The organism is Maribacter luteocoastalis (assembly GCF_048890225.1).
Lineage (GTDB): Bacteria > Bacteroidota > Bacteroidia > Flavobacteriales > Flavobacteriaceae > Maribacter > Maribacter luteocoastalis.
The window spans coordinates 274,182-292,449 of record NZ_JBMFZG010000001.1; the positions used below are offsets into that span (position 1 = coordinate 274,182).

General features: G+C 37.9%; 11 protein-coding genes. 5 read left to right on the plus strand and 6 right to left on the minus strand.

All coding sequences use genetic code 11. From position 1 onward, the window contains the following. Nucleotides 1-5: 5 nt before the first annotated feature. The 4 genes from ACOCEA_RS01275 to ACOCEA_RS01290 are packed head-to-tail and all read right to left on the minus strand — an operon-like array spanning nucleotide 6 to nucleotide 9,364. Nucleotides 6-3,695 (minus strand): alpha-L-rhamnosidase, encoded by a 3,690-nt coding sequence (locus ACOCEA_RS01275; RefSeq protein ID WP_420754379.1) that lies wholly within the window; start codon nucleotides 3,693-3,695, stop codon nucleotides 6-8. Continuing rightward, nucleotides 3,692-5,476: a prolyl oligopeptidase family serine peptidase gene (locus tag ACOCEA_RS01280; protein ID WP_420754380.1), complete on the minus strand. Its 1,785-nt coding sequence runs from the start codon at nucleotides 5,474-5,476 to the stop codon at nucleotides 3,692-3,694. Before ACOCEA_RS01280 ends, ACOCEA_RS01275 begins: the two co-directional genes overlap by 4 nt. A 23-nt stretch (nucleotides 5,477-5,499) precedes the next feature. Beyond that, nucleotides 5,500-6,636 carry a glycoside hydrolase family 88/105 protein gene (locus tag ACOCEA_RS01285; RefSeq protein WP_420754381.1) on the minus strand — a complete coding sequence of 379 codons (1,137 nt, stop codon included), beginning with the start codon at nucleotides 6,634-6,636 and terminating at the stop codon, nucleotides 5,500-5,502. Continuing rightward, nucleotides 6,626-9,364, minus strand: a complete 2,739-nt coding sequence (locus ACOCEA_RS01290) for a glycosyl hydrolase (protein ID WP_420754382.1) — start codon at nucleotides 9,362-9,364, stop codon at nucleotides 6,626-6,628. Before ACOCEA_RS01290 ends, ACOCEA_RS01285 begins: the two co-directional genes overlap by 11 nt. 376 nt (nucleotides 9,365-9,740) lie before the next feature. On the opposite strand from ACOCEA_RS01290, the gene ACOCEA_RS01295 reads away from it, so the two are divergent. From ACOCEA_RS01295 to ACOCEA_RS01315, 5 genes are all read left to right on the plus strand, one after another. Then, on the plus strand, nucleotides 9,741-10,097 hold the full coding sequence (locus ACOCEA_RS01295) for a hypothetical protein (protein ID WP_420754383.1): 357 nt from the start codon (nucleotides 9,741-9,743) through the stop codon (nucleotides 10,095-10,097). A gap of 7 nt (nucleotides 10,098-10,104) precedes the next feature. Continuing rightward, complete coding sequence (locus tag ACOCEA_RS01300) at nucleotides 10,105-11,379, plus strand: DUF4861 domain-containing protein (RefSeq protein WP_420754384.1); 1,275 nt, start codon at nucleotides 10,105-10,107, stop codon at nucleotides 11,377-11,379. Between the two features lie 24 nt (nucleotides 11,380-11,403). Beyond that, nucleotides 11,404-12,765, plus strand: coding sequence for a glycoside hydrolase family 88/105 protein (locus tag ACOCEA_RS01305; protein ID WP_420754385.1), 1,362 nt, complete (start codon nucleotides 11,404-11,406; stop codon nucleotides 12,763-12,765). 7 nt (nucleotides 12,766-12,772) lie between these two features. Next, a complete protein-coding gene (rhaM, locus tag ACOCEA_RS01310; RefSeq protein WP_420754386.1) occupies nucleotides 12,773-13,087 on the plus strand; it encodes an L-rhamnose mutarotase in 315 nt (104 codons plus the stop codon). Nucleotides 13,088-13,245: 158 nt separating this feature from the next. Then, nucleotides 13,246-15,396 (plus strand): hypothetical protein, encoded by a 2,151-nt coding sequence (locus ACOCEA_RS01315; RefSeq protein WP_420754387.1) that lies wholly within the window; start codon nucleotides 13,246-13,248, stop codon nucleotides 15,394-15,396. A 2-nt stretch (nucleotides 15,397-15,398) separates the two neighbouring features. Here the strand turns inward: ACOCEA_RS01315 and ACOCEA_RS01320 are convergent, their stop codons facing one another. Together ACOCEA_RS01320 and ACOCEA_RS01325 are read right to left on the minus strand one after the other, a co-directional pair. Then, nucleotides 15,399-16,907, minus strand: a complete 1,509-nt coding sequence (locus ACOCEA_RS01320) for a rhamnogalacturonan acetylesterase (protein WP_420754388.1) — start codon at nucleotides 16,905-16,907, stop codon at nucleotides 15,399-15,401. A 194-nt stretch (nucleotides 16,908-17,101) separates the two neighbouring features. Then, a complete protein-coding gene (locus tag ACOCEA_RS01325) occupies nucleotides 17,102-18,148 on the minus strand; it encodes a GntR family transcriptional regulator (RefSeq protein ID WP_420754389.1) in 1,047 nt (348 codons plus the stop codon). Nucleotides 18,149-18,268: the final 120 nt, after the last annotated feature.

Below are 18,268 nucleotides of genomic sequence, written 5' to 3' on the forward strand. Positions count from 1 at the left end.
TACTTTTAATTTTGAATTTTAAAGGTATATGACCCTGAAACAAGCTCTATTACTACTTCATTATCATTTGCTGAAATTAATCGAGCTCCGTTCACCTTTTTAAGCTTTTTACTTCGGCTGGTTACATTCTTTACGTCGCTGGTCTTTACTATTAAGGTTGCTGTAGTATTGGCAGGAACCGTGGTCGAATAGGTCCATCCATCATTATCCCATTTCCATTCACTCTCAATACGTCCATACATACTATCGTAATAACCCTTTGCAAACTTCATATTTTTATCCGTATCAGGTGTGGGCATTAAGACAAAATGTTTAAATCCAGGATTTTCTTCATCACGTTGAATCCCCAAAGAATAATTATACATCCAAGCCGCAACCGCCCCAAATGAATAATGGTTAAAGGAATTCATACTATTGTTTCCGCTAAATCCATTTTCAACGGTATACGAATTCAAACGCTCCCAAATAGATGTTGCCCCGTTCTTAACGGAGTACAACCATGATGGGTACGATGTTTGTTGCAATAAACGATATGCCGTCTCACTTTTTCCATTATCAGATAGGGCATGGTTCAATGAAGCGGTACCAATAAAACCTGTCATTAGGGAATACTCCGGGCGCTCCACCCCAAGCTCATCCTCGTTGGTTCTTTGAATAGTAGCTACAAGATTGGAAATAGCCTTAGATTTGTTTTCCTCGTTTAAAACACCCATATCCAAGGGAATGGCATAAGAAGCCTGGGTATCCACAAAATCACCGGCTTTCTTTCTTTTGCCTTCTTCCAATGGGGGGCCAAAACGCATACTTTGGTTCCCTAAATGCAATGATTTACCCGTTTTACTATCTACATAGGTGTTATTAAAGAACTCCTTACGTTCCCGATACTCTTTTCTAAAAGCCTCGGCATCCGTATCTTTTCCAAGCAATGCAGCCGTTTTGGCCAATATCTCCAAATCCCTTAAATGATAAGCTGTCCAGAATGCCGTATCCTCATTTTTAAATCCTTCAGGACTTAGCCAATCGCCCAATGGCCCTTCATTGATAATGCCCGTTTCCGAATCTATCCTTGAGCTTAGAAAAGCAACATATCGTTTCATGGCATCATAGTGTTCTGACAGCAATGCCAAATCGCCGTATTGTTGATACACCTCCCAGGCTACAATAATACCGGCACTACCCCAAAGGGTTCCACCAAACCCACCTCCTACGGGCGCTACATCGGTAAATCTTCCGTCTTCCCTTTGAATATCCCTCATGGCCAACATGTGCCTATCTAAAAATGGCTCTACATCGGCAAGGTAAGTCGATGCTTTGGAAAACACGTTGATGTCTCCGCTCCAACCCATTCTTTCATTTCTTGCCGGTGTATCCGTAGGAATCGATAAAAAGTTACTTCTTAAAGACCAAGTTATATTTTCCCAAAGTTTGTTGACCAATTCATTGGAAGTTTCATAGCTAGAGGCCAACTTATCTATAGAACTTATGACCAAACCTTTAACGTTATCCAATGGTAACGGCTCATTAATTCCAGTAATTTCCAAAAACCGAAAACCATGAAAAGTAAACCGAGGACGTATGGTTTCCTCGCCCCCTTTTCTAACATAAATATCTTGGGTTAATGCCGCCCTAATGTTTTCCAGCATTACCATTCCCACATTAGGATCATATTCCCTTAAGTCTGGATACTTTACTTCGGCATATCTTAAAGTAATGGTATCCCCAGCTTTACCAGGAGGAAGTTTTATTTCAGGAAAACCAACCATGTTTTGATTCAAGTCATATACAAAAACATCTGGCCTTACCTCCTCTACAGATATAGGTTTCAGCTCCTTTACAATTGCAGGGCTCTTTCCTATTTGCCCTATAAGATTCAGATTTTTATAGTTCAAATCTTCTGTTTGAAAGGTAGTACCTTCCAGAGGTACCTCAACGACCGACTTCCAATCAGCATCATCAAAATTTGTGGTTGCCCATCCTTTAATATTCGTTTCCTTATTCGCGTCATATACCTCTCCTTGAAAGAAACTTCCATATTGTATGGGTCCATCAGCAAAAAGTTTCCAATCCGCATCATTGGTAGTAATCATTTTTTCCGTACCATCTTCATAAGTAATAATCAGTTGGGCCAATAAGGACTGTCTATCTCCGAAAAAATTCCAATTTTCACCACTATAGGTAATGTTGCCGCTCCACCAACCTTCACTCAACCATGCTCCCAAAGCATTATTACCATCTATGAGGTCAGTAACGTCATAGGTCTTATACATATGGGTTTTATTGTACTGTGTTAATCCTGGAGTGAAATAATCTTCACCTATCCTTTCACCGTTTAAATACATTTCATAAATACCTCTAGCGGTGACATATAATCTGGCCTTGGCTACCTTTTTATCTGACACATTAAATGTGGTTCTTAGCATAGGTGCTGCATTCCTGCTGGGATCGGCCACAACCATGGTTCCATTGGTACCGCCAGAAATGAGCAACCCTTCTTGCTTTAAGTTGATGCCTGAATTATTTTGAATAAGTTCCTTATATATCCCATTGTAAGTATCGATGTCCTTAAAATCCTCTGAAAACAATGTATTGGCAGGCTCCCTAAAATTTCTGATTTTCACGTCAGAAAAGTAGGCTTCTTGATTTTCTTCAACATAAAAGCCAATATCTGCTACCATTGGAAAACTGATATAATCATTTCCTTTTCCTGCTGGGTTTAGATTAAAACCGACCCTTCCCCTTGGCGGCGGTGTAGTATCATCATTTCCCGATATTTTATTCTGAGGTTCCTTACCATTAAGAAACACTTCAAATAACCCAAAATTACATTCCGTAAAGAATATGTGTTTTTCATATTTGTTATCCTTATTGACCAAGCTTAAAGGAATATCATACGATCTAAAAGTTATTTCATTGCTATCATCTGGCGCGTAACCCACCCTGTACACGTTAAATTTGGCAAGGCCATTTTCAGATCCATCCACACTGGTAACATCCAATTCAAAACGAATATAACTTTCGTCCCTTCCTGATTTCGCCCCTTGAATATTCTTATCCTTATCCATTAATCTGCTGTCATTGGCTCCAAAAACAAATGATGCGCGGGTACTTTTGGATTTTTTATCTAGTTGAAGACCATACTCCATTTTAAAGACCGATAAATAATGGGAATACAATACCAAATCTTCTTCACTTCCTCCAATCCATTGGGCATTATTCCAATGGTCGGAATTAGGATTGGAATCCATTAACCCCGTTTCAAACCAAGAAGAGTTCTGCGACATTTTATTGTCTTCATCCCACACTATTAGTTCCCAGTTATATGTTGTCCTAGGCTGTAATTTATCACCTGCATAAGGAATCGCCAATGAAACATCACTTTCTACTTTCCCACTATCCCACACCAATGCACCAGATGCTGTACTAACCTTAATTTGGTAGGCATTCTGAAACTGCCCATGGACATTAGCATCGGTTATCATCTGCCAGCTAAACCTTGGTGTCTCCACATCAATACCCATAGGGTTTGGCAAATATTCTACTTTTAGTTCGCTAGTTGATGATTGGGAAAACCCTTGAATGAAGGCACACAGCAAAATTAACAGAACTACAACGTGTGTTTTTGGTTGAAATTTAAATTTTGGCATTGTCATTTTAAGTAAAGTTAATTTGTTAATAAGGTTGTATTTGGTAATCATTTTTTTAGTTTTTGTAAAAGTATTCTTGGCACTTTAAAAACAGTACCATGTCTAACACCTGTTGGAAAATGAACCTGGTCTGAAATATCTTCCCATTTTTTTAAATCACCGGAAGAAACAGCACCGTAAGAATGGTTTATATACTTATCAAAATATACAATCCACTTACCATCTATTCTTATAGCTGTTGGGCCTTCTGCCCAGTAATTTCCCGTAATAGGTTCACTAGCATTCCCATATGGACCCGTTAAGTTATCGCTATAGGCCAGTTTAATATTTTTCTGCTCTGGTTCTACCGTTTCATCTTTAAGGAACATAATAAATTTATTCTCCCATTTATAGATAGATGCATCAATAACATTAAAACCTGGTTCGTAAAGTAACTGGGTCTCTGTAAAGGTTTTAAAATCTTTGGTTGTTGTATAATACATGCGATGGTTATAGCCGCTTTCTTTTTTACTTTTCGTTTCTGGATATTTACCTTCTACAGTACTGGCCCAATACATCATATAAACACCTGTTGAATCATCGTATGTAATTTCTGGCGCCCATGTATTTCGCGCTCCTTTTTCATGGAGCATAACTGGGATAAATTGCTGTTCGGACCAGTTCACCAAATCATCTGAACTGGAATAGCCAATGCCTTTATCCGTCCAACTAACGGTCCAGACCATATGGTACTTACCATCACCACCTTTAATAATGCATGGATCACGCATTAATTTATCTTTACCAACATTGGGTGTTAAAAAGGATTCACCTTCCCTTAAAGTCTCCCAATTCAATCCATCCTCACTATAGGCAAAATGTAACCCATCTTCTCCGTTACCAACAAAATAAGAAAAGAGGTATACCTCGTCTTTTTTGACCAAATGGTGAGCTAAAAACCACTGTTTTAAATCGTTTGGCCAGTTTGCATTAGTACCCGAAACCCCTAGTCCAAATCCATGTCCGCCATCTTCATAAATATGCAATTCTGCTGGCACATTATTCTTTTTAAGTGCATTATAATATTCTAAACTATTCTCAACGGGTACCGCAAGATCATTAGTAGCATGTACCAAAAATGTAGGGGAAGTAGTTTTATCTACTTGTATTGCATTTGAATACTTTATTATAAGTTCATCAGATGGATTTTTACCTAACAAATTAGTCTTGGACCCTTGATGCGTTATCCCATCTTTCATAGAAATTACAGGATAAACTAAAATAGAAAAATCTGGCCTAGCACTGACTGCTTCATAGGAAGGATAAACATTATCATCAAAATGTGTAGAAAGCGTACTAGCCAAATGACCACCCGCTGAAAAGCCCATTATCCCAATCTTATTTGAATCAATATTCCATTTCTGGGAATTATTTCGAACCAAGCGTATGGCTTCTTGAGCATCTTGCAACGGACCGATAGTTTTGTCTTTCATGGTAACATCAGTAGGCATCCTATATTTTAAGACAAAAGCTGAAATACCTAAACTGTTTAACCACTTAGCTACTTTATACCCTTCTTTGTTTATGGCCAAATGGGAATACCCACCACCTGGACAAATAATAACAGCGGTGCCATTTGCAATTGAAGTATCTGCATGAAAAGCGGTAATGGTTGGTATAGAAACGTGCGAGATACCTCGAACGTTATTCAGGGCATCATACGTATAAGACTCTTGGTAATCAGCGTTTTCAATACTTCCGGGTACTCCCTTGGGCCATAAAGGTATTTCTTGTGCTTGAGCAAATCCAAAAAATAAAATATTAAAGAGCAGGTAGCCGTATTTCCATTTCATTAGTGTTCCCAATTTAAACAAAATTACTTCATTTTATAAATTTCACTACCTGCCAATAAAAAGCAGCCTAATCCATAGTCTTCAAAATCAGGGATCTTATCATAAGATAAGGGTTGCCCATCTTTGGGTTCTTTTCCAGTAGATTGCAGATACCCAATAAAACCGTTTTTATGCAGTGCTTCATTGGTTAGCGCATTCCAACCTTTTTGTATAATAGGCAGGTATTTTTCCTTATTTAAAATGCCATTGTTTACACCGTATGCCATTCCATAAATAAACAACGCTGTCCCGGAGGATTCCTTACCACCATAGTGATTTGGATCATGAAGGCTAACGTTCCAAAAACCATCCTTTCTTTGAATAGATGCCAATGCCTCTGACATGGCGGTTAAATCATCTACATATTGTTTTCTGTGTGGTGCCTCATCTGGTATTATGGACAATACCTTTGCCAAGGCTCCTATTACCCATCCATTGCCCCTGCTCCAATATGAATCTTCACCGTTCGGTTCTGTGTATGGAGGGTCAAAATCTGCATCGCGCCACCACAACCCATCCTTAGGATTATATAATCCGTTATCTCCATGTTCATTTCTCGTAAACATGTACATCTGGTACATTTTTTCAAAGTACCGGTCATCATTTTCTATCACACCCAATTTAGCAAACACCGGCATCCCCATTTGAATGGCATCGATCCACGACCAATCATTTAATTGTGGGGTATTCAATAACATATTTATTGTTGCCTTTGTGCTTTTAAGTTTCTTTGGATCTGGCTCCAAATTATACAAATCTATATAGGTCTGGGCAGCACAATAATCATCTGCATTTCTATTGGCACTTCCGTTTCTAAATCCCCAGTTATGAAATTCGGCCCACGAATAGGCATACTCATAGTACGCCTCTTTAGGATAAATTTCATGTAACGCCATTAGTCCTTCATAATACACTCCCCTTGTCCAAATATTACTTGGTCGTTCTTTATTTGTAATAATGGTTTTGCCTACATCGGGCCATTTTTCCATGAAATAAGCATTGGCCAATTGCATGTTTTTCAAAACAGAATCTCTATGTATATCTTGGGATTGCACACCTTTCTGTATTGTAAAAAACAATACACATAGTACTGCATTCCTAAATTTTATTCTAATTTTCATCTTTTGTTTTTAAAGGTGTTAACGTTACGGGGCCAATTAAACCCGAAGGCATAGGGTCCCAAAGTGTGGCATCGAACTTTTTATAATCTTTGTTCACCATATTTATTTCCTTAAAAATCTTCCATTCTTCACCACGTAGTTCTTTGGCTCTGATTCTATTTGCTGGCAGGTTGGTGACTTCTATGCGCAACTTATTGTCTCCCTCTTTTAATCCCATTATCTGCATTTCAAAAGGATTTGCCCAAAGCGTACCCAAATAAGTATCGTTCAACCAAACCTTGGCGCTTTCCCTTACCTCACCAAGCTTTAGTTTCCAATACTTTATTGTTGCATCAGGATTAGTAAAAACAATTTCATATTGTGCAGTTCCAGAAAAAGAAACTTCTTTTTCTCCCAGTTTGGTCCATGAATCTAATTCTTGAATGGTTTTTTTCTTTGGAAGTTCAGGACCTCCCTTAAGGAACGTAAGATCCCAATCGCCTTTAATAACATACTCGGTCTCCAACTCTTCAAAATACTGCCAGTTTGAAAGAGCTTTATTTACATTCTCCTTTAGAAATATGGATGCCCCTGAAGGAATGTTCAATTGAATAAATGTCTGTCCATCCTTTATATAGGAATTAGCAATACCCTCTTTGCCGGTTAAAGGGTCGTAAAGGGCAATCTCATTACTCTTTATTTGAAATGGAAAACTTCCTTTTATAGTGGCTCCAGTGTGGTTCACAAGAAAGTAATTCTTTTTTCCATCTATATCCCTTCTAATGTATTTTAGACCCGATGTAACAATGGTTTCAGGATGAATATCCACTGCTGTTAAATCTTCGAATATAGTTTTAGATGTTTTTAGGATATTTTCGTTCTCAGCTATTATTTTCTCCAACCTGTTATTCTTTTTTTGATAATCGGCAAAACCCGGTACCGATTCTGGGAGACCATCAAAAATAATGGAGGCGCCTTGTTTTTTCAGTTGAATCAATTTCTCAAGGGTAGGCAAAGGCATCTTATCGGTATCTGGCACAATTAAGCTCATATATCTACCCCCCGGTGTCATCAATTGCCCATTTTCAAAAGAAAGTTGCTCGATAAATCTATCAGAAATAAAATCGGTCAAATAGCCTTCAGCAGCCAATTCTTTAGCTATTGTATAGAAAGATGTACCGTGTAACCATTCATTCAAAGAATGTATTTTAAACTGAAAGAACAGATCTCCTTTTAGGTAGTTGTCCCATACATCGTGAATAGGCCAATACAATAAAATTTCATTATCAGGTTTACCCTTTTGAAGCAACTTCTGGCAATTTTGTATATAGGAGAACAAACTTGGAGCATCTTCCCATATGGTGTTGTTCTCATTAAAATTTACCGACGCATAAAATTTCCATCCTGGCCAAGCGGCACGCTCTGGTGAATATGTTGAACCATGTAAAAAAATATGATTTACGCCATTAAGCAGTAAATCTTCAGCTTCTGGTTTGGTCTGTGATAATGCGGTTTTAAAATGATCCCGCAACCATGTAAAGGTTTCTGAGGACACTAAGGGTTTACCGGAAACATGAGCGGCAGATGAAGAAAATTTCAAAATCACTGGATCGGCATCACCCTGTCTAATATCCTCTATTTCTCGTCTAAAACCTTTAATATCGTAGGGCATAGAACCAAAGGTCTCACATTCCGGGATATCTGCCGAAGCATAATAATCTATTAAATTCCCTGGCGAACCATGTGCCTGCAATCTGGTTTTAAAGCCTTTTTGGTTCGCCCAATTTGTCCAGGGGATATCAAACTCGGTCAATAATAAATCTCCTAGTGTTTCCCTATAATCGCTCTTGATACGATTATTCAACTCATTATCTGTTTTAGATAATAGTTTTTGCAACTGGGGTTTTAAATCATACCCTCTTCTTCTTTCAAACTCAATAAAAAAATCGGGGGTAAAATCTGTCTCGTACACCTCATAACTATCGTTAAAAATTGATCGTAATCCTTTGCCACTGGTTGCAAAAGCAGCATCAAAACGTGTCACATATTGCTCTAAAGCCTTATTAGAATAATGGTCTACCGTGTAACCCTCGCCCCCAGGTGCTGCCCGCTTTACCATTTGTCCTGTTTTCCCTGTAAAAACCTTATAAACCGTATAGTCGTCCTTTTTAGCCTTCCATTGCAGTCGCCCATCTTTTACAAGAGACGTTAAATCAATATACTTGCCATTGCTACCATATGCCAATACATAATTTAAAGTAGCTCCTAAAGTATCTTTAGGGTTAGTGGGCATTAGTATTTCATTAACACGTTTTCCTCTAGACACTTTCAAACTATCTACTAACAAACGCGTGGCAGCATTATCAATCGTCACTTGTGGCCCACCATAGGGCCATCCGGCACCCAAATTCATATCTACCTGCATACCCAGATTACCGGCTGTCTTTATGGTGAAATCTAACAGGCCTAGCCATTGTTGGGAAAGAAAGGGTATGTTATTGGCATCTTCTCCCTGTACTCCATAAATAGGAGTTATTTCTACCCCGCCTAAACCTGCTTTAGAGTAGGATTGTAATGTAGATTGAATGTTCTGCTTATCTACAGCGCTTCCCATCCACCACCAACGGGTCCATGGTTTAACCCTTGAGTCTTCATCATATAAAATGACCGAATCTTTTTGTGAATGAACTGCATTTATACAGGAAAACAAAATGATGCAAAAAACATATTTTAATATAAAAAACTTCATTTTACAGTGTATCTTTCATTTTTATGCGTTCATAAAAATGCAAACATTCATAATTTTCCTAAAAATAACTTTACTTATTACAATTAGTGTCCTGTGCTATGCTGACTGACAAAGCAAAAAATTATGCCTCAGCATAGTACAGGATACCTAAGTTATTTATAATGCATATATTAACCATTAAATAAATTGTAATCGATTACAATAGCTATCCTAATTTAACCAATACAGGTCTAACTAAAAGATAGCATTGAAATCTAATACTAAAATTTTATACAATCTAGAATACCAAAAATAATTAAGAATGAGTTAGTTTGAGTTAGTTTAAGACCCTGTTTTAAAGTTATGGGGTCTTTTTTATTATAAAATAAAAGTACCCATGATTGGAAAAAACAGAGTAAGTCTAATTTTAGCAGGATCAATGTTAAACGGTCAAGCATTGTATTCACAACTAGTAGAAGGTAAAGACTATTCTAAACTTGCCAATGTCTATAAAACATTTGATATAGCAGGCGATGATATTTTTGGACAACGTTTCCCATCAGAAAATTACACTTTTAAAGATGAAGTTACCGGTGTAACGGTTAACGCACTTACTACATCAAGACACAGTAACTCAAAAATGTACCAAACACACCCACAATGGACTGCAGATAGTAAATACATTTTTTTTCATCGAACAGAACATCTAAATAAGATGATTATGATTGTACCAATTCACCAAGAAATAAAATAAGTATCCTATGAAAACATTTCATCTAAATCTTTTATTGATAGTAATTGCAATTACAGTTTCTTGCAATAATGAGGAGATAAAAAACCAAGAATTAATTTTGACCAATACCTCAGATATTGAATTGTTTGACAAACCTATTTCAATTGAAAGAAAGGTACTAAACATAGCCGATACTACTTCCTTATTTCCCATTGTTATTTTTGAACAAGACACCATACCATCTCAGGTAAATACATCTAGAAATAGTTCAGCTTGGGACGAACTTTTCTTTGTTATTGATTTTAAGCCTAAAGAAGTAAAAACAATTTCGGTAGCCTGGGTTACTGAAAAACCTACCTATAAAGCAAGAACCAGTGCCAGATTTGGAAAAAGAGCCTCAGCTGAGACAAAGGTTGCCCCACAAACCAAAGAAACGATGCTGGCCAATGAACTTCCGCTAAGTTTGGGTTACCAGCAATACCAAACCGATGGCCCTTCTTGGGAAAATGATAAGGTTGGTTTTAGGCATTACTTAGATGGTAGAAATGCAAAAGATCTTTTTGGCAAAAAGACATCAGCAATTTCACCTGAAAATGTTGGCATTAATGCCAATGGTGCTGTTGAAGACAACTACCATGTAATGGAAGACTGGGGCAGGGATATTTTGGCCGTTGGCAATTCGGTAGGGCTTGGCGGCTATGCACTTGCTACCGAGAATGAACTGATGCGATTAGGGGTTACCGTGAACGATTCTATCAACACTATAGAAAAAACAACTTTCGAAATACGTAATGAGGGGCCTATAAACTCTGTTCTAGAGTATACGTTTAGCAATTGGAAACCAAATGAGCGTACTTATAATGTATCTGAAACCACAAGCATCTGGCCAGGTACCTACGGTTATAAAAACACGGTTTCTGTTGAAGGATTACAAGGCGATGAAAATTTAGTTGTTGGTTTGGTAAATATTAATAATGACCAACCTTTAGAAGTTTTTGAAAACAATGATAAATATGTTGTTCTATTAACACATGACAAACAATCATACGAGAAAGAATGGTGGTTGGGCATGGCCTTAATTCTCCCAAAAGAAAAATACAAAGGATATATAGAGGCACCTAAAACAGGCAACCTATCCAATACCTATTTGGCTAAACTTGATATTAAAAACTATGAACCCATTAGTTACTTTGCTATTGCTGGCTGGGAACTAAGTAACGAAGATTTTATTGATAGAAGTAAGTTTGTGAGCTATGTAAAAAATTTGGCAGACCAACTTTCTGCAGAAATAACCATTAAATAATTCAATGCTACAAAACACCAAAAAATGAAAAACATCCTATTTTATGTATTCGGTATCTTAATTATATCGTTGACCTTTCAACATCAAGTAATGGCCCAAGAACCTACCAACGATGTTACCACGCCATTACATCTTTTACAGCCAGATTACCCTACCCCTTATGGTGTACAAGCCATTGATGAAATTATAAGTACGTTAGATAGGGTATATGATTATCTCGAGAGTGAAACCGCAGCAACATTGGTAGACTCAAAAACCAACAAAGAGATTACCAACCTTAAAAAACTGGATAAGAATAGTATTTTTGAGCCTGGTGCCTTTAGGTTAACTAGTTATGAATGGGGCGTTACTTATGCTGGAATGACCCAAATAACCGAGGCCACAGGGAATCCAAAATATGCCGAATATACCAACAAACGGTTAAAATTGATAGCGGATATCGCTCCTTTTTATCTGGAAAAATATAAGAAGGACAAAAACTACCCATCGCCAATAAAACAATCGTTGCAACCTCATGCCTTAGATGATGCGGGCGCTATTTGTGCGGCAATGATTAAGGCAAAAAGAGCTGGACTAGATGCCGATTTGCAGCCACTAATTGATAATTTCATAGCATATATAAGTAATACCCAATTTCGATTTCCTGATGGCACCTTGGCTAGAAATAGACCACAACCCAACACGCTGTGGTTAGACGATTTGTTTATGAGTGTACCTGCTTTGGCCCAAATGGGAAAATTGACCGGTGAAATTAAATACTATGACGATGCCGTAAAACAAGTACGTCAGTTTTCCAAGAGAATGTTCAATGAGGAAAAAGGACTGTATATGCATGGCTGGGTACAAGCCATGGAAGACCATCCAGAATTTAGATGGGCGCGTGCCAATGGTTGGGCAGTAATGACCCTCGTAGAATTATTGGATGTTTTACCAAAAGAACACGAAGGGTATCAAGATGTATTAAAACAATTACAGGCACACATAAAAGGCCTTGTCCAATACCAAGACGGCACTGGTTTTTGGCATCAACTCATAGACCGCAACGACACCTATTTAGAAACCTCCGCAACGGCTATTTACACCTATTCCATTGCAAAGGCTATCAATAATGGCTACATAGATAAATTAGCATTTTCACCAGTTGTAATGTTAGGTTGGAATGCCGTAGCAACAAAAGTGAATGCAAAAGGCCAAGTTGAAGGTACATGTGTAGGTACGGGAATGGGCTTTGACCCTGCATTCTATTTTTACAGACCCATAAATGTATATGCCGCTCATGGCTATGGACCAGTACTTTTGGCAGGCTCAGAAATAATAAAATTGATAAAAGCCAACGATTTTGAAATCAATGATAGTTCATTACAGGTTAAATCAACCAAACTATAAGAATACCATGAAAAGGAACGCCTTTAAAATGAAATTAAAACCAGGCTTTGAAAAGGAGTATAAAAAGCGACATGCCGAAATATGGCCAGAATTATCAACCCTTTTGTCAGAATCGGGCATTTCTGAATATTCTATTTTTCTGGATGAAGAGACCTTGACCCTTTTTGCTTTTCAAAAATTGAATGCAGATTTGGATGAAGATACAATTCCCAATCACCCTATTGTTAAAAAATGGTGGGCTTATATGGCGGATATTATGGAAACTAATCCTGATAATTCACCCGTCTCACTTTCTTTAAAAGAGGTCTTTCATATGGCGTAAACAACTAGTTAAATACTTCATATGAATATAAAATTAACCTTTATCAACCTGATTTAAAGTAGCTAAGAAAACTCATCAATAATATAGAATAAAATTGTCCAGATGCTACATTTCCATATTGTATTTTCTAAACACAACATGTAATTGAACAGAAAATTATGACAATAAAAAAGCACATCTTTTTAGCGGTAGTTTTTTTGGCCTTACAATGGTCACATTCAGGCATCGGTCAAGCTAAAATAGACCGCAATGCGGTGGTAACAAGACATAATGTAACTATTAAAGCTATTGACACCTTAGGCTCCTTAAATGTAGGCAATGGGAAGTTTTCCTTTACCGTTGATGCTACGGGGTTACAAAGTTTTCCTGAACATTACCAAAATGGTGTGCCTTTGGGCACACAATCGGAATGGGGCTGGCATACCGCCCCTAATACTGATAATTTTAAATTCGAAGAAGCCTTAAAAGGATTTGATTTCAATGGGAACCCCAATGCATTATACGCCATTCAAGACCAAGAAAATAAACGGAATAATTCGGCGGCAGATTATTTTAGGGCAAATCCACATCGTCTTCAATTAGGTAATGTCGGATTGATTATTTTAAAAAAAGATGGTTCTGAAGCGCAACCCCCGGACCTAAAAAACATTAACCAAACACTCAGCCTTTGGACAGGCAAAATTGAAAGTTCTTTTGAGGTAGAAGGTATTCCTATAAAAACCGTTACATACGGCGATGCAGAAACGGATGCTATATCAGTAAAAATAGAGTCACCTCTTTTATCCCAAAATAGAATACAATTAAAATTCAGGTTCACCTACCCTACAGGTGAATTTTCAGATAGAGGCACCAACTATGACCGGCATGAAAAACACAGTACCATAATTGACAATAAAACAGGGAGAGATTTTCTCTTCACCCGAACTTTGGACAATGATCAATACTTTGTTTCTGTTAAACTTTCAAACAAGGGGGATCTTACTAAAATAGAGGACCATTACTATAGCATTTCACCTATAGCATCAACAAGTTTTGAAACTACGGTAGTATTCAGTGAAACCGCGCCTGAAAGTGCCATCACTGATTTCAATACCGTAGCGGCTCATAGCAAAACGATGTGGAAAGCATTTTGGCAGTCAGGTGGTGCTGTTGATTTTTCCGAGTGCACGGATAAAAGGGCATTTGAACTTGAACGCCGGGTAGTGCTATCACAATATTTGACCCGTTCGCAATGTGCTGGTAACTATCCAGTTCAGGAAACCGGCCTCACCTATAATAGTTGGTTTGGAAAACCACATATGGAAATGTATTGGTGGCATACCACCCACTATCCGCTTTGGGGGCGTACCAGTTATTTAGAAAAAAGTATAAACTGGTATTTTACGGCGTTTGAGGGGGCAAAAGCATTGGCGCAACGACAGGGATATGCCGGGGTAAGATGGCAGAAAATGACGGATAATAATGGTGGTGAAACGGCCTCAAATGTTGGCTCTTTTCTTATTTGGCAGCAACCACACGTTATTTATCTTGCTGAACTTATCTATAGGGACAACCCATCAGAAGAAAATCTAAAAAAATACCAAAAGCTCATTTTTGAAACGGCAGATTTCATGGCTTCCTATGCCTACTACGATGCAGAAAACGACAGGTATATTTTAGGCAAAGGCGTCATACCCGCACAAGAATGTTTTGATAAACTAGAAACCTACAACCCGCCGTTAGAACTTTCGTATTGGAAATGGGCTCTGGAACTGGCCCAAGAATGGCGAAAAAGGTTGGGCTTGGAAGTCAGGCCAGAATGGCAAAAGGTCATCGATAAGCTATCGCCAATGGCACAGCTAGAGGGTGTGTATCTAGCAGCGGAAAGTGTCCCCAATTCCTATTCCCCAACAAGCAAACATACCATTGACCACCCTGCTGTTTTGGGAGCGATGAGTTTTCTTCCGCATAATAATTATGTAGACATCCCCACTATGAACCGTACCTATGACATGGTGGATAATGTTTGGAATTGGGACCATACCTGGGGATGGGATTTTCCATTGGAAGCCATGACCGCTACCAGACTTAATAGGCCAGAAGATGCTATAAAAGCACTTTTTAGGGATGAGATAACAAACACCTACCTACCTAGCGGCCATAATTACCAAACGCCTAGATTAACCCTTTATTTACCCGGCAATGGTGGTTATCTTGCGGCTGTAGCCATGATGTGCGCCGGCTTTGATGGCAACACTATTGACAACCCTGGTTTTCCTAAAGATGGTACATGGAACGTAAAATGGGAAGGTTTGTCTAAAATGCCCTAAAGCTATTCTTGAATAAAGATATAATCACGCAGTACATAATCTTTGCATTGTTTTAAGCTTTCGGCTATCACTTTTGCATTGAATGCAGCACCTTCTATTCCGGTATGTGTATGGTCTTTTGGGAAAAATGATTTTACCATATTCTTTCCCAAATCCTGATATTTCGTTGCCAGACGATCACTTATGTCCAAGTAGATAGCATTTTCAGCTAAAGCGGCTTCCCTAGACCATTTTACATAACTATCTTTCCGTTGCTCCACTTTATCGTCAGGCCATTCGTTACGCACAGTTAAACTTAATACTATTGGTATGGCATTCTTTGTTTTTGTGTCCCTGATAAATTTCTTCATGTACCACCCAAATGTATGTACGGTTTCAGTACTACCATCGGGGCGCATTACTTCTTGCACTTCATCTCCGATACCGGGTAAGGAACCCCTATACTTTGCCTTATCAATATTACCGGCATCATTATGTCCAAATTGCAATAACACAAAATCATTGGGTTCAAGTTGTTTCAAAATACTGTCCCACAAGCCTTCGTAAGCAAATGTTCTCGAACTTCTTCCTCCCCTAGCTTTATTGTGAATGGTAATGCGAGTGGTATCAAAATGTACTGGGAACGGCACTCCCCAACCAACAGCGTTTTCATCACCATTATCAGCCATGGTAGAATCACCCACTAAAAACAGATTTCGTTTCTTAGGTAAAAGAATCCTTGGATCTTCTAAAATATAATCTTGTAATGTATTCGTTGTTTTTTTGAGTTCGTCCGTTATGATTTCTGATGCCAACACCGCTCCCCTAGCTGTGGTATGGGTATGGTCTCGTTCATAGAAATAAGTGCCCGTTACCTTAGATTCGCCCAATGTCTCCATTCTCACTGCCATTTGGGTATTCAAGTCTATAAAAGCCACCTTTTCTTCCATAGCGACTTGTTTGGCCCACAAACCATAGGTGGTATTGTTCAAGGCCACTTTCCCATCAACCCATTTATTTCTGGGGATGGGCGATAATACAATAGGAATGGCACCTTTGGCTTTTGCATCGGTAACTACTTTTCTAATGTACCAACCATAACTATGCACGGTCTCATGCTTACCTGTAAGGATATTATCAATTTCTTCGGATTCATCCCCAATGCCTTTTATAGTACCCCTAGCCCTGAAATCGTCGTTTATGGGTCCGTCATCGTTATGCCCAAATTGAATCAACACATAATCACCCTTGTTTAATTCACGACGTACGGAATCCCAAAGTCCTAAATCTTGAAAAGTTCTGCTACTGGTGCCACCTAAGGCATGATTCTCGATTTTGACCTTTGTACTATCTAAAAACTGACCAATAAAATCGCCCCAACCCCAGAGTCCGCCAGTGCCATCACCTTGTCCATTCTTTACGGTAGAATCACCCACCATATACACTGTGGGCTTCTTTATTATTGTGGAGTTGCAATGAATCAGTAGAAAGCTACTAAATATGCATACCGCCAGTATTTTACTTTTCATCATATTAATTGCTAATTACGGTGTTCAAATCTAAAAATAGACCATAAATTCAAGGGGTAAACCCTTATCGCCAGTTACAATTGGAATTAAGTAACTGAACCTAAAAAATTAGCTGTTCCCTGTTTTGTAAAAATAACGATCAAGCATGTAATTCTACCACTTCACCTTGACAGGAGGTTCATAAATTGGTCGGTTTGTCACACGGAGTTACGCTCAATGTATTTGAAGACATTCTTAACCTTTTCTTTCTTATTCTTCAGAACCATATAAGCGGCAGTTTCTCCCATGGTTTTAAAATCTGTGCTAATAACCGTAATACCCAATAAACTTTTTAACGGAGTGTCATTATAAGAAATAATACCAATGTCCTTACCTAGGGTAAGTTTCTTGGCATTTACTTGTTGTACTAATTTTACTAAGTCCATTTCCTCAATGGTAATATAAACATCTTTACTATTGAGCTCCATGTCCTCATAAATTTCGTCCAATATTTCATGATCAAAGTTATGCTCACCACAAAATTGAACAAACCCTCTAATAATTCTTCTAGGATATGGGAAGACAGATTTTTGGGGATAGACCAAAATAAGCTTGTCATATTTTTTTAAACGCTCAAACCCTTCTTTTAAGGCATTATAGATATCCTCTTTAAAATCTTGATAAATAGCCCCATAGTTCCCCTTTATGCTTGGTTTATCATTGTCCAGAATAATCAATTTGTCCTTTGGGATCTTTTCTATCTCCAATAATGTGTTATCGGTAAAACTAACATGTTCTAAATTTTCGCTTTTAAAATGTGTCATGATGACGTAGTAATCATAAGAGCCCATATTTTTCTCCAATTCCCTTATAAATAGGGTTTCATCACAATGGTAAATGGATAGGGTTACATGACCATCAACCCCAATACCATCAACGAACGAATTATATATTCGCATTTTATAAGAACTTGGCTTATTGATTAAGAAGAAGATATTTATTTTAGAAATTAGGTCTGTTTTGGCAGTATAGAACCCCTTGCCTTTGACCGAAACAATTATTTTCCTCTTTTTTAATTCTCGATATGCTTTCTCAACGGTATCCCTAGATAAATCGCAATGTTCACTCAGTTCATTAATGGAAGGTATTTTTTGACCTATGCTCAATTTTCCTTTTGAAACATCAGTAATAATTGATTCTACAATCTGCTTGTATTTGGGAACTCTTGATGAATCGTTTATTTCGATATTTAGATTTTGAGCCATAGTATTAATCTATAAAAATCCTAAGGTTTAAATTTATCATTATTTAAACATTAACCAAATTAGAACACACATAACTACACAACAGCTAAAGTAACCTATTCCTAAATCTTTGGATGCATG